We start from the raw sequence: 14,216 nt of genomic DNA on the forward strand, positions 1-14,216 counted from the left end.
ATATTAACTTGGTTGACAACTATGCTATCAATATCAGCATCTAAGTAGTCACTACTTTCTGGATAAAACTCCATATCTGAAAGCTTGTAATGAAGCATTTTTATAATTTCTAGTTCGAGTCTGGTGAAAACCTTATCAGCAAAAGACACTGGTTCACTTAGTTCAGCTTCATTTCTTATAACTAGGTTAATTAACTCATCAACAGTATTGAGATGAACGATATTATCATGTTGCTCTGCATACGCTTTCATATCACCATCGCAACTGATTACATAGAGAAGATACTTTCTTTCCTCGCTTATTTTACGTACAGCCTCTAAAACAAAGGCATCGGGGAATTCATTCTTTTTATTTCCCCCGCTGAATGGTGGCAACCCATTGAAATAATTTTCAAAAACAATTGATGTGTCAACAATATTTATTGGGACTGTCTCTGCCTTGCTAACCTCTAAAAATTTATCAAATGCGCCTATTAAAATGTTGCTGATGTCTTCTTCTTTTAAGTCTGAAAATATACCATGACAATCAAGATTTGGAGTATTTCTGAGGATCATGGCATCTTTTTGAGCTTTTTTAATGGTACTAACTGCTTTTTTTTCTTTCTCATTTAGATGCTTTTTTACTTCTAGGATTGTTATTTCTGTTGTTAGTAAATGTAATTTTCTTTCTTCTAAATAGCCACATAATTGATCTAGTTTATGAGAGCTGAATTGAAAATTCTTATTTTCAAATGCTGATGTGTCAATGAATACTAGCCTGCTTTGAAGTTCTGGGGTCATAAGTGCTCAGAATATTTGTATAAAGAGTAGGTGCAAAGTTATACCTCATGTCTTAATAGTCAATAAGAAAGACTGAGTTTGGGCCTTTTTATGATGCTCTTCACACAATTATCTTTTGCCTCTAATCGCTGTAACACTTGGGTGGTTGCTGAGAAGTTGTTGATGCCCAAGGCAGTAGGTTCGAATAGCGAATCGTATTCGGACGATCGCGAACAGGAGGTCGCTGCTGATTTTTCCGGACTTTCCCCTGACTTCCCCCTGACTTCACCTTCTCTTCACACAACCTCATTTTCCCCTCACAAATCCCCCGTATCTTCTGCTCACTGCTTAAAAGGCCCGGCTTGCCACAGGGGTGGCGAGGGGGCGGTTGGTTCGAGGGAGCAAGATGATGAAAGGTTGGATGAAGTGCGGGTTGGCCGGTGCCGTGGTGCTGATGGCGAGTTTCTGGGGTGGCAGCGTGCGGGCGGCGGGGATCGAGCTCAAGCAGGTGAGTGGCCCGGTCTATGTGGTGGAAGATAACTACTACATACAGGAAAACTCCATGGTCTATTTCGGGGCCAAGGGGGTGACGGTGGTGGGGGCGACCTGGACGCCGGATACTGCCCGCGAGCTGCACAAGCTGATCAAACGGGTCAGCAGCAAGCCGGTGCTGGAGGTGATCAACACCAACTACCACACCGACCGGGCAGGGGGTAACGCCTACTGGAAGTCCATCGGGGCCAAGGTGGTGGCGACGCGCCAGACCCGGGATCTGATGAAGAGCGATTGGGCCGAGATTGTCGCCTTTACCCGCAAGGGGCTGCCGGAGTATCCGGATCTGCCGCTGGTGCTGCCGAATGTAGTGCACGATGGCGACTTCACTCTGCAAGAGGGCAAGGTGCGCGCCTTCTACGCAGGCCCGGCCCATACACCGGATGGCATCTTTGTCTACTTCCCCGATGAGCAGGTGCTCTATGGCAACTGCATCCTCAAGGAGAAGCTGGGCAACCTGAGCTTTGCCGATGTAAAGGCCTATCCGCAGACCATCGAGCGGCTCAAGGCGATGAAGCTGCCAATCAAGACGGTGATCGGCGGTCACGACTCACCGCTGCACGGCCCGGAGCTGATTGATCACTACGAGGAGCTGATCAAGGCGGCGCCGCAGTCATAAGCGCTGCGCGACAAACTGCTGGCAAGCCTTGCCATTGCTGCAATCAGCGGCCATAACGGCACACCACAAAACGCCCGCTTTCAGGAAATAAGCGGGCCTTTTGCGTTTGCGGTTTTTTTGGTGGCTGTGAGTGCGTGGCATTAACGCTGTTCAAGGGAGGGAGGCTTTCATAAGATGGCCCTCTCTCTTTTCCCTGAAAGTTATCCATTTTCGTTATGCAATACGCCTCTCTCGCGCGCCTCAAGCAGGCCTTTATCACCGGGATGTGGGCCTCGTTGGTCAGCATCGTTATTGGCTTCGCCTTCAAGGTGTGGCTGGCGCAGTGGGTCGCCAAGGGGGAGCTGGCGCTGTTCAACAGCGTGGTGGACTTGATCTCCCTCTCTTTTATCCTGATGACAGGTTTTCGCTCCTCCATGGTGGTGAGCTACTCCCAGACCAAAAACGATCGGGACATCATCAATATCTTCCGCTACTTCCTCATCGGCATCGTGCTGCTCACCTGGGGGGCGGTGATCCCCTATATCAAACACGGGCTCCATATCCGGGTGGAGTATCTGCAACTGGTGGGGGTCATCTTCGGGCTGGGGCTCAAGGTCTACTTCACCAATCTGGTGGCCATGTACCGGATGTATGAACTCTCCAACCGGGTCACCTGGCTGGAGCCGCTGGCCAATGGTCTGCTGTTTATGGCCTGCTACTTTGGGCTGGGGATGGATGCGCTCCCTTCGCTCTTTTATGGGCTGACCTTCTCGTCGCTCGCCATCGCCGGTTATATGTATATTTCGCGCCGCCGGGCCATCGCCACCAAGCCGCTGGCCAAGGTGGCGCTCGGCCCCGAGATGGTGAGCTATGTGAAGAAGAGCTTTACCGCCTCGCTGGAGGCGGGGGCCAGTATCCTGATGATCTACATCACTGTGTTGCTCACCATCCGCCACTTCAGCATCGATGAACTGGGGGATTTTCAGGTGGTGGTGCGCCCCATCTTCACCTATATGACCACCTTGTTTGTCTTCCCCATCTACCGCTTTGTGCTGCCGGAGCTGGCGGTCAATCTGCGCAATGGCGATCACCGCCAGATCAGGATGATCCGGCGCTGGATCTTCCGCCTCTCCGCCATCGTCAGTCTGGCCTTCTTTGGCTTGATGCTGCTGGCGGGCAAGCCGCTGGTGTTGCTGTTCTTCCCCGCCGACTACGTGGGGGCGGTGCCTGTGCTGTTCCACTTCTCCATCTTCTTTATCTTTATGATGCTCAACGGCTATCAGCTCGCCTATATCAAGGCTCACGGCCACTTTACCCAGAGCCTGCTGATCCGGTTGGCGGGCATAGTGGCGCTGGTCGCCGCCTACTATCTGGTGGCCGAATTCACCGCCAACGTGGTGGCGATTATCGTGGCGCTGGGCCTCGGCTATATGGTGATGTTTATCCTCTCGACCCTGGCGGAGCGGCAGATCTTGCGATCCCTGCCACTGGTGCTGGCGACCCGCTAGGGTGCTACTCGCCAAGAGCAGGCTCCTGTCAGATAACAAAAAACGCCCGTGCGGGCGTTTTTTTATTGGCGGCGAAGGACCGGCTTAACGCCTGCCCTTGCCACCCTTGTTGCCAGCGAGGGCCTGCTTTCTGGCACGCTGCTTCTGGGCCGCCTTGCTGTTGCGGCGCGGCTCGGGCTCGAAGCGGGTGAGATCCGGCTCAAAGCCCGGGAACCACTGCTGGGGCAAACGAGTGTCGAGTACCGCTTCCACCTTCTCCAGCAGCGGCGCATCTTCCGGGCTGAACAGGGTAATGGCGAGCCCTTTGTTGCCGGCGCGGCCGGTGCGACCGATACGGTGGACGTAATCCTCTGCCACAAACGGGAACTCAAGGTTAATCACATAGTTGAGCTCCGTGATATCGAGGCCGCGGGCCGCCACGTCGGTGGCGACCAGCGCCTGCAGGGTGCCGGCGCGAAACTCCAGCAGCACCTTCTCCCGCGCGCTTTGCGACAGATCGCCATGGAAGGCCAGCGAATTGATGCCCGCCTTGCCGAGCTGCTGGGCCAGCTTGTCAGCCCCTTGGCGGGTGCGGCTGAAGATCAGCGCCGGTGCCCACCCTTTCACTTTCAGCATGTGTTCGACCAGCGCCAGCTTGCGATCGCTGTCCACCGTGTAGACCCGCTGCTCTACCTCGGCCGCCGTGGTGTTGCGTGGTGCCACTTCAATCAGCTCGGGGTCGCGCAGCAACACCTTGCAGAGGGCAAACAGGTTGTCGTCGCAGGTGGCGGAGAAGAGCAGGGTCTGGCGATCCGCCGGGATCTGTTTGAGCAGCGCCTTGATCTCGTCCATAAAGCCCATGTCGAGCATGCGATCCGCCTCGTCAAACACCAGATGGCGCAGGCTATCCAGGCTCAATGCCCCCTGACGCAGATGGTCGAGCAGCCGGCCCGGGGTGGCGATCAGCAGATCCACCCCGGCTTGAAGCGCGTCGACCTGCGCCGCGATACTCACCCCTCCGTACACCTGCGTGCTGGTGAGACCGGTGCCCTGACCGTAGCGCGCCACACTGTCGGCGACCTGCACCGCCAGCTCGCGGGTCGGCACCAGCACCAGCGCACGGATCGGGCGGGCGGCATCGCTCGCCGGGTGTTGCATCAGTTGCTCCAGTAGCGGCAGCACAAAGGCGGCGGTTTTGCCGGTGCCGGTCTGGGCCCCCGCCATCAGATCCTGCCCCGCCAGAATGGTGGGGATGGCGCGGGCCTGAATGGGGGTGGGCGCAGCATAGCCCAGCTCGCTCAGGGTCTGCTGCAGACGGGGGGAGAGGGCCAGTTCGGCAAAGGAGGCAATAGACATAGAAGGCACCAGTAGGGGGTTATCGCGGCCAGCGGCCACAGCGACACAATCATCGTGGCCGCGATGGTAACAGATACGGGGGGATCGGCAGAAGGCGGCTATGACGCTGCGTCGTCTGGCAACGGGCGGATCAGCCGGATCGTTGTGCCCTCGTAGCAGGCGATGTTGTGCTTGCCGTGCTGTTTGACGTGGTAGAGCAGCTCGTCGGCCAGATGCACCGCCTCGGTGACGGTGAGGTAGTCGCGAATGCGGATCACCCCGGCGGAGAAGGTGATGGGGGTGGGCAGCTCGGGGATCAACAATGGCCGATCCAGCAGGCGGCCAGCGGAGTGGATCATCATCTCGTCATCCTCCATCCCCTTGCACAACAAGACAAACTCCTCGCCGCCCCAGCGGATGGCGGTATCGACTTTGCGGATGCTGCCTTTGATATGACGGGAGAAGGCTATCAGTGCCAGATCGCCGATGGCGTGACCATAGCGGTCGTTGATCGACTTGAAGTTGTCGATATCGAGGATCATCAGGTAGTCGTGCTCGTGCAGCAGCCTCTGGCTAAGAATGTCTCGCCGCGGCAGCCGGGTCAGGTGGTCGGTGTGGGCGAGGGTGCGCAGCCGCTGGTAGATCTGCTTCCAGGCCACCATCACCAGCAAAATGATGATGAGATAGATCTTGAAGGCGGCACCGTGCAGGGTCAGCTTGACGAAATCGAGCCAGCTGTAGGACCACTTCAGATAGAGATCTTCCCCCGCCTTGGTGCGCATAAAGGGTTTGCTCAGACAGAAGTGCCAGCGATGGCAGGGCTCGGCGGCCTCAAAAGAGATGTTGGTGCGGGTCGGGTTGATGGTGTCGAAGGGACGCAGCACATCGCGAAACGCCTCATCGACGGCGATGTCGATGCTGAGCAGCCCGTACTTGTAGCCGCTGCGCCCCGACTGATGGATGAAGGGGAAGCTCATCACTATGGTTTTGCGCATGCTGAAGCTGTCGATATCGATATCGGAGACAAAGGCCTCATCGGCGCTGCAGAAGGATCGGCCGGGTGTAAAGCTGGCGCAACCGAAGTAGTGATACCAGGCGGGCAGGGTCATCAGATCCACCTTGATCGGCGCCAGCCGGGCGGGCAGCACATTGTTGTCGGCCACCATGCCGATCAGCCGGTAGTCGTTCCAGATGGTGTAGATGTTGATCACCTCCGGGTAGGAGAGGGCATAGCGGAAGGCGTTGAGGAGATTGGCGGCCGGGTATTGCAGCGGAATATCGGCAAAGCGGTATTTGCTTCTCAGGTCATAGCCATAGAGGTAGTTGGTGTTCGGCTTGTTGCGAACGAGGTGGGTGGGGGTCTCCAGCGACCGCTGGTAGGCGAGATAGCTGGTGATGTTCTCCACCTCAAGGATCTTGGCCCGCTGGTAGAAAACGTCGAACACGTTCTTCTGCTTGGCGGTGATGAGATCCATGTCGTGCCGCAGGCTCTGATAGGTGTAATAGAAGACGCAGCCCAATCCGGTGAGGGCGAGCAGGGTCAGTCCGAGCACTTTGACGATGAACTGGCGAGCAGACGCCGATGGCCAGTGAAGGGTTGGGAATTTACCTGAAAATAAGGTCATAGGAGTCTGGGTGCGGTACCGATAGGGGCGTGAGCGCCATATGGGCAAAGTATACGCGAAGGAAATCCCGACAGGATCCACCGACAAACCTTGCCAGAAGCTGAAGCCCTCACCACTTATTTATCCCTACTCCACGATCAGCACGCTCTCGCTGGCCAGATGGTGCAGCCACTCCCTGACGATCAGTAGCACGGCGGCAAAGTGCTCGTCGTGGGGCAGCAAGCTGGCGGCGAGGGGATCCCCTTCTGCCATGGCGGCCAGCTGGCCAAAGGCCTGCTCCACCAGATCCCGGTTGAGCTGGTTGTCCCCCAGCACTTCGGCCAGTGATGGCTGGCTGCGCAGGGTCAGCTGCAAGCCGGGCGGGATCTGCGGGGCGATGCGCATCAGCTCATCTTCCACCACCATGATGGCCTGCTCCAGTTCGAGCGGGGTGGGTGGCGTGTGGCGAAACGGCCCGGGCTGGATGGCGTGGGTGCCAAAGGCTAGCGGGTAATGTGACGGGGCCGCCCCGGGCTGGCTCAGCCAGAGCTGACTGCTCTGTTCACCAATCTCCAGCAGCAGGGTCATCATCTCTGGTACGGGTTGTGTCATGTTGCTGAGCTCCTGTATTGTAAACGTTTTCCGTTTCTGCCTTTGATACCCCCGCTGTCGCCGTTTGGCGAGCACATTTTCTGCGAGTCGTCCCTCACTTTGTTGCAAACCCCTTGCAAAAAAATTCATTGGTGGCAGTCTGGATGTCTAAATGGCTACTGCCGTTTCGTTATCCTCAGATGATTCAGGAGTTCAGATATGGATATTCGCACCGCTCCCCGCGCCATCGCGCTCGCTCTCATGCTGGCCAGCGGCATCGCCGCCGCCAACGAAGCGCTGGTGATCCAGACCGATTTCGGCCTCAAAGATGGCGCCGTGTCGGCCATGAAGGGGGTTGCCTTCGGGGTGGATCGCACCCTGCCGCTCTATGACCTGACCCACGAGATCCCGGCTTACAACATTTGGGAAGCCTCCTACCGCCTCTACCAGACCCTGCAGTATTGGCCCAAGGGCACAGTGTTTGTCAGCGTGGTGGATCCGGGTGTCGGCACCGAGCGCAAGTCGGTGGTGCTCAAGACTAAGAGCGGTCACTACATCGTCACCCCTGACAACGGCACCCTGACCCTGGTGGCCGAGCACTTCGGCATCGAGGCGGTGCGCCAGATCGATGAGAAGCTTAACCGCCTCAAGGGCTCCGAGAAGTCCTACACCTTCCACGGCCGCGATGTGTACGCCTATACCGGCGCACGGCTCGCCTCCGGCGCCATCAGCTATGAGCAGGTCGGCCCGCTGCTGCCCGCCGAAGTGGTGAAGATCCCCTATCAGCCTGCGGTAGCCGAGAAGGATGGCACCCTCAAGGGCACCATCCCGATCCTCGATGTGCAGTACGGTAACGTCTGGGCCAATATCGACGATGCCCTGCTGACCAAGGCGGGGATCAACAAGGGGGATAACGCTTGCATCAAGATCAGCGAAGGGGATGCGGTCAAATATGACGGCAAGGCCCCTTACGTCAGCAGTTTCGGTGACGTGCCGGAAGGTCAGCCGCTGGTCTACCTCAACAGCCTGCTGCAGGTGTCGGTGGCGTTGAACATGGACAGCTTCGCCGCCAAGCATCAGGTGCAATCCGGTGCCAACTGGCATATCAGCCTGAAGAAGTGCTCCTGAAGATTGTCGGGCTTTCGACAAGCGGGTTTGAAGCAAGAGAGGGCAGCCAAAGAGGCTGCCCTCTCTCATCGGGTGGTAAGGCGTGCTGATAAGAAGTTGTTGTCAAAAAGCATATTAATTGAATGCAATTGATAATGATTGGTATTTGGTTGGATAATCGCTCACTTGTCTGACCACCCAACCATATCGAATGAAAACCAGCCTCTTACTGCTCAGCCTGCTGGCTCTGACCGCATGCAATGACAATCACAGCAATACGTCGGTGACCCCCTCACCCGAGGTGACCCCGCCGGTCGTCAAGCCGACCGAACCGCCTATCACGCCACCAACAGTGCCGCCGGAAACTCATACCCGGGTTCCTCTGACCATTGAGGTCAATGTGGCCGATCGGTTGGGGGCGGGAGCACAGCTTGAGGTGAGACAGGTCGCCACCGGGATCCGCGTGCAACAGGCCATCGAACCGGGCCAGCTTGCCAGCATCAACTTGCCAGCAGGTCTGCAACTGGATCAGCCACTGGAGCTGCTCGGTAGCGACGAGGGCTATCTGCTGCGCGCGGTATCGGTGCGGGTGGCGGATCTCTCGGCCGGGATCACGCTGGCGCGCCGCAACAGCGTGCCGCAGCTGGGATTGAACGAGGAGGAGACGGCGCTCTTCCTGCTGGCGGATCAGAGCGGGGATGGTTCCCTCAATCAGGCCGAGTGGGGCAGGGCAGAGGAGATCCGCCTGCAACAACAGGCTGTTATTCAGGATTACGCTGCCTTCCTGCTGGCCCTGCGCCAGCCGGGCGCCGTGCTCGACTATGCCGACAGCTGGCAGATGCTGCTGGTCCTGCGCGATGACAAGCAGGCGCGCAGCTGGTATCAGCGCAGCAACAGCGCCCAGATCCAGTCCGCCCGCACCCAGCTCTATCCCGCCAATCCCAGCCAGCCGGACGAGCCGGAGACGGCAGATCTGCTGCGTCTCGATGAGCAGGGGCTGCTGGTGGTGCGTGGCCCCTGGCAGTGCCTGCACGATGTGCGCCCAGTCAGCGGGGTCAAGGGCAGCCAGTACTGGCTTTATGGCAGTGACACCAGTGCGTTGAAGATTGCCAGCCAGCCACAACTGGTTGCGGGGCTGACCGCTTGTGACCGCAGCGACTGGCGCCTGCCGACCCTCACCGAGTTCGAACGGCTGCTGAGCAGTGACAAGTCGGCATGGCGCTATCCCAATACCTTTGCTGTTGGCCTGCCCGCCCAGATCTGGCTGCAGGATGGTGCGGGTCAACCCCGTCTCTATCAACTGGCGACCCGAACCTGGCTGGATGAGGGAGAGGGCAGTCTGCTCTGGTATGCGCTGGCACCCTATCCAGTGCGCCCCTCCGTGGTGCGCGACAGCAGCAAGCCGGACATGGCGGCCCTGCGCGCCCAATACAGCGGTTCATCGGCCCAATGGCCTGCCGCCCGGGTGGATGAAGGGGTGGAATGGCAGGAGCTGGGGCCGCTGCCGGCGGTTCCCTTCCCGGCCGATAACCCCTATAGCCGGGCCAAGGTGGTGCTGGGTCAGCAGCTCTTTTTCGACAAACAGCTCTCCAAGGGGCGGGATATCAGCTGTGCCAGTTGCCACGATCCGCAAAAGGGGTGGAGCGACGGCCTGAGCGTCTCGGTCGGTCATCTGGGCCAGAAGGGCAATCGCAACGCTCCTTCCATCCTCAACAGTGCCTTCAGCTCGACCCAGTTCTGGGACGGGCGGGTCGCCACGCTGGAGGAGCAGTCGCTTCACCCGATCCAGAACCCCATCGAAATGGCGCTGAGTCATGACGAGCTGCTGGCTCGCTTGCAGGCCAGCCCCGACTATCAGGCTGCTTTTGCCACCGCCTTTGGCGATCAGGGGATCACGCTAGAGCGGATCGCCAAGGCGATCGCTACCTTCGAGCGCACCATCATCAGCCGAGACAGCGATTTTGAGCGCTTCGTCAAAGGGGATAGTCAGGCACTCAGTGACAAGGCGCTGTGGGGGATGCACCTCTACCGCACCGATGGGCGCTGCATGAACTGCCACTCCGGCCCGCTGCTGAGTCAGCACGGGTTCGAGAGTGTGGGGCTCACCTATTACGGTCGTGGCAAGCTGGAAGATCGCGGGCGCTTCCTGCAGACCCGCAACAAGGTGGACATCGGTCGCTTCAAGACCCCCAGCTTGCGGGACGTCGCCTTTACCGGCCCCTATATGCACAACGGCATCTTCCCGATCCTGGCCCAGCGTATCGGCGGCTCGGTGCAGGGTGTGGTGGCCATGTACAACTTTGGCGTGACCAAGTGGAGCAGCGGGGTCGGCTTCCCGACCGGTGCGGATCAATATGATCCCTTCTTCCCCAAAGCCTCCGATCACCTGCATGCCCTTGGCCTCAGCAATGACGAGCTCGATGCCATCGGCGAGTTTTTGCGCAGTGCTTCGGCCGAGCCGCGCCGCACCCCGGCCACTGTTGTTGAGCTGGGGGTGAGTGAGGCGGATGACCCGGCTCCAGTGGGAGCGGTGATCACCGGCTTGGCCGTACTGCCTGCCCAGCCTCAGCTGGAAGTGGGGCGCTCACTCAATCTGCAACTGCAGTGGCAACTGAGCGATGGCTCTCGCGGCCCGCTCGATGGGCCTGTTGAGTGGCGCAGCGAACAGCCGGAGTTCGCCACCGTGAGTCCGCAGGGCGAGTTACGCGGTGTGGCGGTCGGTACGGCACGACTGGTGGCGACTACGGCTCGTCACACGTTGACCGTGACGGTGCAGGTGGTGGATGCCCAGCCCGATTTTGCCCGGGGCTGTCGTCAACCCGAGCTGGTGGCGGGCAAGCTTGCCTTTGTCTGCCAGTTGACCAGGGACGAGGCGGAGCGTCTGTCCATCTCCTATGACGGTGTGAGCAGTGACAGTGATGGTGACTACAATCCCTTCCCGCTGGAGTATGTGACCATGGGTCAGGCGCGGGCGCGGGATTACTGCCAGCAGCTGGTGGCACACGGTCATGATGACTGGCGTCTGCCGACCCGGGCCGAGCTGGAGGTGCTGTTTGCCGCCTACAACAAGGATGGCGCGACGGATCAGTTGCTTCAGCAGCAGGGGTGGCCGCTCTACAACCGCTACTGGAGCAGTGATGCAACTGCCAATGACGATGGTGAGCTGCCGTTGCTCGATCTGAGTACTGGTGATCCGCTGTGGGATCTGGCGGATGAAGCTCATGCCGCCACGTGCGTCAGGGCCATCTAGCCTTCATATAGAGTCAGATAAAAAACGGGCGCCTCGGCGCCCGTTTTGTTCTCTGGTAATAAAGAAAGGGATCAGAACTCGTTGGAGAGCGCCTTGTACCCTTTGACCAGATCGATATTGGTGTGGGCCACGTCCTCGGAGAACTCGGCGGCATCTACCGAAACCCGCGGGATATGGGTCAGATCGCTCTGCTGGTTGATGCGGGTGGTGGAGGGGACGTAGAACTCCGGCGGCAGATCGCAGCCATCGATCACCGAGTTGTGACGCACCACGGCGCCGTCACCGATATGGCAGTTGAACAGCACGCTGTTGAAACCGATAAAGACCCGGTTCCCCACTTCGCACGGCCCGTGGACGATGGAGCGGTGGGCGATGGAGGTGTATTCGCCGATGGTGACGGCGGCGCCGGATTTGGAGTGGATCACCACCCCGTCCTGAATGTTGGAGTTGGCGCCGATGACGATGGGCTCCATCTCGCCGTTGGCATCCACCTCGTCGGCGCGGATCACCGCGTAGGGGCCGACGAAGACATTCTCTTTGATGATCACCTTGCCGCAGATGATGGCGGTTTTGTCGATATAGGCGGATTCATCGATGACCGGCAGGTGGCCGGAGGGATTTTTGCGGATCATGTTACATCCTGTGGTTGCCAAGAGGAGTGCTTGGGTGGTGGACGAGGCGTCCACCGGTCGGTCAGCTTACCCCTCGTCGCCCCTCGGTGAAAGCCCTGACTGGTCTGACCCTTGTCGCAAGCAGCGCCGCGATCACTGTTTCCGCTCGCCGGAATATGGGAGCATGGCTGCCATCCCAAGAGTCGGTTTGGATGGATATAAAGATGAAGAAGATGATGGCCCTGTTGGCTGGTGGTTTGCTGCTCTCCTCTGCGGTGCAGGCGAAAGGGGTGGCGGGTGACTTTGATTACTATGCACTGGCGCTCTCCTGGTCGCCCGAGCACTGCGCCGTCAAACCTGCGGACAAGGATCAATGTTCCCGCAAGCTGGGCTTTGTGTTGCACGGTCTCTGGCCCCAGTACGATCGCGGCTACCCCAGCAACTGCACCCGCGAACGGCTCGACGCCAACATGGAGCAGAAGTTTGCCGGCCTCTACCCCAGCCGTTTTCTCTATCGCCATGAGTGGGAGAAGCACGGCACCTGCTCCGGCCTGAGTCAGCCCCAATTCCATCAGCTGGCAAGCGACCTGCGCCAGCAGGTGAAGATCCCGGCGGCTTATCAATCCCCGGAAGAGCCGCTGCGCAAGAGCACCTTCCAGCTCAAGGCTGATCTGGCCAGTGCCAACGAGTGGCTGGCCCCCGACAACATCACGGTAGCGTGCGCCGATGGTGGCCGCTTCCTGCGGGAGATCTACATCTGCGTCAATAAAGAGGGGACGGATGCGGTCACCTGTTCCGCCGAGATGCAAAAGCGCGAGCGCCGCTCCTGCGGTCAGCCCGACTTCCTGCTGCGCAGCGTCCGTTGATGTGTCACTAGTGTGAGCGGGCCCATGATGGGCCAGCTCTGTTACCGCCATTTGCAGAAAGGAGTCTGGATCATGGATGCCCCTTCCCGTTTTGCTCGTCGCCTCGGCCTGCGTTACCCGCTGATCCAGGCACCCATGGCGGGTGTGCAGGATCACCGGCTGGCCATCGCCGCCTGTCAGGCTGGCCTGCTGGGCTCCTTGCCGGCGGCCATGCTCGGCTGCGAGCAGTTATCCGCCCAGCTACAGGCGATGCGGGCTGCGACCGATGCTCCCTTCAATGTCAACTTCTTCTGCCATCGGCAGGAGGAGCCAGATCCTGATCAGCAGATTCGCTGGCAACAGGCGCTCTCTCCCTACTATGCCGAGTTTGACATCAGCATGGCGGCAGCAACGGCTGCCGCAGCCAGGGCGCCCACCCGGGCCCCGTTCAATGCACAACATGCCGAACTGCTGACCGGGTTCAGGCCGGCGGTAGTCAGCTTCCACTTTGGTTTGCCTGCCCCCGAGCTGCTTGCCAGTGTGAAGGCGAGCGGCGCCTATGTGCTGGCCAGCGCCACCACGGTGGCCGAGGCGCAGTGGCTTGCTCACCAGGGCGTCGATGCGGTGATTGCGCAGGGGTTGGAAGCGGGCGGTCATCGCGGCCATTTCCTCTCTGATAATCTCGCGCTGCAGCAGAGCACCTTTACCTTGCTGCCACAGATCCTCGCCGCGATCGACCTGCCGGTGATCGCCGCCGGTGGCATCGTCGATGGCAAGGGGATTGCCAACGCGCTGGCGCTGGGGGCGAGCGCCGTGCAGATGGGCACCGCCTTTCTCTGCTGCCATGAGGCGACGACCTCGCCGCTGCATCGTGCGGCGCTTCACTCATCTCGAGGTGAGCATACGGCACTGACCAATCTGTTCAGCGGCCGCCCCGCTCGCGGCATCAGCAACCGGTTGATGCGGGAGCTGGGCCCGCTCTCGGATCTAGCGCCTTGCTTCCCTTATGCCAGTGGCGCCCTGGCTCTGCTGCGTGCTGCGGCAGAGTCCCGGGGGGATAGCGGGTTCTCTCCGCTCTGGGCGGGGCAGGATCTCTCCGGTTGTCGTGAGCTGCCCCTCCGCGAGCTGGTGGCGGAGTGGATAAAGGAGGCAGGACTGGCGTGATTGCCTCTATATAAGAGGTAAAGAGAGCAAGCAGGAGAGGTGCATGGTTGGTGAATTGCGTGCTCAGCCACCAGATAAGCGCTGTGTGATGGCTACGAAGAATCCGGATTTTACGCCTTTCTGTGGATAAGTCTGTGTAAAGCTTGTTGGTTGATATGAATAACCAATAAAGTGCAGTTTTTTGCGATTTTATTGCATTTCAGCCCTTGCCAATGTGATCAATCTCTCTATAATGCGCCCCATCGACACGGCAAGCGGCAACGCAGAAAGCCAAGTCGGTAACCTCGAAAAGCCTTTGCAAATAAGGCTTGACT

At 59.0% G+C, this 14,216-nt stretch carries 11 protein-coding genes; 6 read left to right on the plus strand and 5 right to left on the minus strand.

Annotated features, from left to right (window positions below; genetic code table 11):
• Positions 1-779: PIN domain-containing protein (locus DBR30_RS01390; protein WP_146181340.1), on the minus strand; the 779-nt coding region annotated here is incomplete at its 3' end.
• A 385-nt stretch (positions 780-1,164) separates the two neighbouring features.
• On the opposite strand from DBR30_RS01390, the gene cphA reads away from it, so the two are divergent.
• Positions 1,165-1,929, plus strand: a complete 765-nt coding sequence (cphA, locus tag DBR30_RS01395) for a CphA family subclass B2 metallo-beta-lactamase (protein ID WP_108542335.1) — start codon at positions 1,165-1,167, stop codon at positions 1,927-1,929.
• A 215-nt stretch (positions 1,930-2,144) separates the two neighbouring features.
• Positions 2,145-3,416 (plus strand): hypothetical protein, encoded by a 1,272-nt coding sequence (locus DBR30_RS01400; RefSeq protein ID WP_108542336.1) that lies wholly within the window; start codon positions 2,145-2,147, stop codon positions 3,414-3,416.
• 84 nt (positions 3,417-3,500) lie between these two features.
• Here the strand turns inward: DBR30_RS01400 and DBR30_RS01405 are convergent, their stop codons facing one another.
• The 3 genes from DBR30_RS01405 to DBR30_RS01415 all read right to left on the minus strand — a co-directional run bounded on the left by DBR30_RS01405 (position 3,501) and on the right by DBR30_RS01415 (position 6,946).
• Positions 3,501-4,751 (minus strand): DEAD/DEAH box helicase, encoded by a 1,251-nt coding sequence (locus DBR30_RS01405; RefSeq protein ID WP_108588156.1) that lies wholly within the window; start codon positions 4,749-4,751, stop codon positions 3,501-3,503.
• A 98-nt stretch (positions 4,752-4,849) separates the two neighbouring features.
• Complete coding sequence (locus DBR30_RS01410) at positions 4,850-6,355, minus strand: GGDEF domain-containing protein (protein ID WP_108588157.1); 1,506 nt, start codon at positions 6,353-6,355, stop codon at positions 4,850-4,852.
• A gap of 126 nt (positions 6,356-6,481) precedes the next feature.
• Positions 6,482-6,946 carry a hypothetical protein gene (locus tag DBR30_RS01415; protein ID WP_108541767.1) on the minus strand — a complete coding sequence of 155 codons (465 nt, stop codon included), beginning with the start codon at positions 6,944-6,946 and terminating at the stop codon, positions 6,482-6,484.
• Positions 6,947-7,144: 198 nt separating this feature from the next.
• Here DBR30_RS01415 and DBR30_RS01420 point away from each other — a divergent pair, with 198 nt between their 5' ends.
• Together DBR30_RS01420 and DBR30_RS01425 are read left to right on the plus strand one after the other, a co-directional pair.
• Positions 7,145-8,053, plus strand: coding sequence for an SAM hydrolase/SAM-dependent halogenase family protein (locus tag DBR30_RS01420; RefSeq protein ID WP_108541766.1), 909 nt, complete (start codon positions 7,145-7,147; stop codon positions 8,051-8,053).
• A 190-nt stretch (positions 8,054-8,243) separates the two neighbouring features.
• Positions 8,244-11,282 carry a cytochrome c peroxidase gene (locus tag DBR30_RS01425; RefSeq protein ID WP_108588158.1) on the plus strand — a complete coding sequence of 1,013 codons (3,039 nt, stop codon included), beginning with the start codon at positions 8,244-8,246 and terminating at the stop codon, positions 11,280-11,282.
• 71 nt (positions 11,283-11,353) lie between these two features.
• Here the strand turns inward: DBR30_RS01425 and DBR30_RS01430 are convergent, their stop codons facing one another.
• Complete coding sequence (locus DBR30_RS01430; protein ID WP_005343397.1) at positions 11,354-11,914, minus strand: gamma carbonic anhydrase family protein; 561 nt, start codon at positions 11,912-11,914, stop codon at positions 11,354-11,356.
• 203 nt (positions 11,915-12,117) lie between these two features.
• Between DBR30_RS01430 and DBR30_RS01435 the strand changes: the two genes are divergently transcribed.
• Both DBR30_RS01435 and DBR30_RS01440 read left to right on the plus strand, forming a co-directional pair.
• The gene (locus DBR30_RS01435) at positions 12,118-12,759 is read left to right on the plus strand and encodes a ribonuclease T2 family protein (protein ID WP_108541764.1); all 642 of its coding nucleotides are present in this window, start codon (positions 12,118-12,120) and stop codon (positions 12,757-12,759) included.
• Positions 12,760-12,831: 72 nt separating this feature from the next.
• Positions 12,832-13,902, plus strand: coding sequence for an NAD(P)H-dependent flavin oxidoreductase (locus tag DBR30_RS01440; protein ID WP_108541763.1), 1,071 nt, complete (start codon positions 12,832-12,834; stop codon positions 13,900-13,902).
• The last annotated feature ends 314 nt before the right edge of the window (positions 13,903-14,216 follow it).

This window comes from Aeromonas sp. HMWF017, from assembly GCF_003061465.1.
Lineage (GTDB): Bacteria > Pseudomonadota > Gammaproteobacteria > Enterobacterales > Aeromonadaceae > Aeromonas > Aeromonas veronii.

Excerpts from the sequence above, each read along its gene's own strand:
- cphA (WP_108542335.1), top strand. The coding sequence starts at position 1,165 with ATGATGAAAGGTTGGATGAAGTGCGGGTTGGCCGGTGCCGTGGTGCTG.
- DBR30_RS01400 (WP_108542336.1), top strand. The coding sequence starts at position 2,145 with ATGCAATACGCCTCTCTCGCGCGCCTCAAGCAGGCCTTTATCACCGGG.
- DBR30_RS01405 (WP_108588156.1), bottom strand. The coding sequence starts at position 4,751 with ATGTCTATTGCCTCCTTTGCCGAACTGGCCCTCTCCCCCCGTCTGCAG.
- DBR30_RS01410 (WP_108588157.1), bottom strand. The coding sequence starts at position 6,355 with ATGACCTTATTTTCAGGTAAATTCCCAACCCTTCACTGGCCATCGGCG.
- DBR30_RS01415 (WP_108541767.1), bottom strand. The coding sequence starts at position 6,946 with ATGACACAACCCGTACCAGAGATGATGACCCTGCTGCTGGAGATTGGT.
- DBR30_RS01420 (WP_108541766.1), top strand. The coding sequence starts at position 7,145 with ATGGATATTCGCACCGCTCCCCGCGCCATCGCGCTCGCTCTCATGCTG.
- DBR30_RS01425 (WP_108588158.1), top strand. The coding sequence starts at position 8,244 with ATGAAAACCAGCCTCTTACTGCTCAGCCTGCTGGCTCTGACCGCATGC.
- DBR30_RS01430 (WP_005343397.1), bottom strand. The coding sequence starts at position 11,914 with ATGATCCGCAAAAATCCCTCCGGCCACCTGCCGGTCATCGATGAATCC.
- DBR30_RS01435 (WP_108541764.1), top strand. The coding sequence starts at position 12,118 with ATGAAGAAGATGATGGCCCTGTTGGCTGGTGGTTTGCTGCTCTCCTCT.
- DBR30_RS01440 (WP_108541763.1), top strand. The coding sequence starts at position 12,832 with ATGGATGCCCCTTCCCGTTTTGCTCGTCGCCTCGGCCTGCGTTACCCG.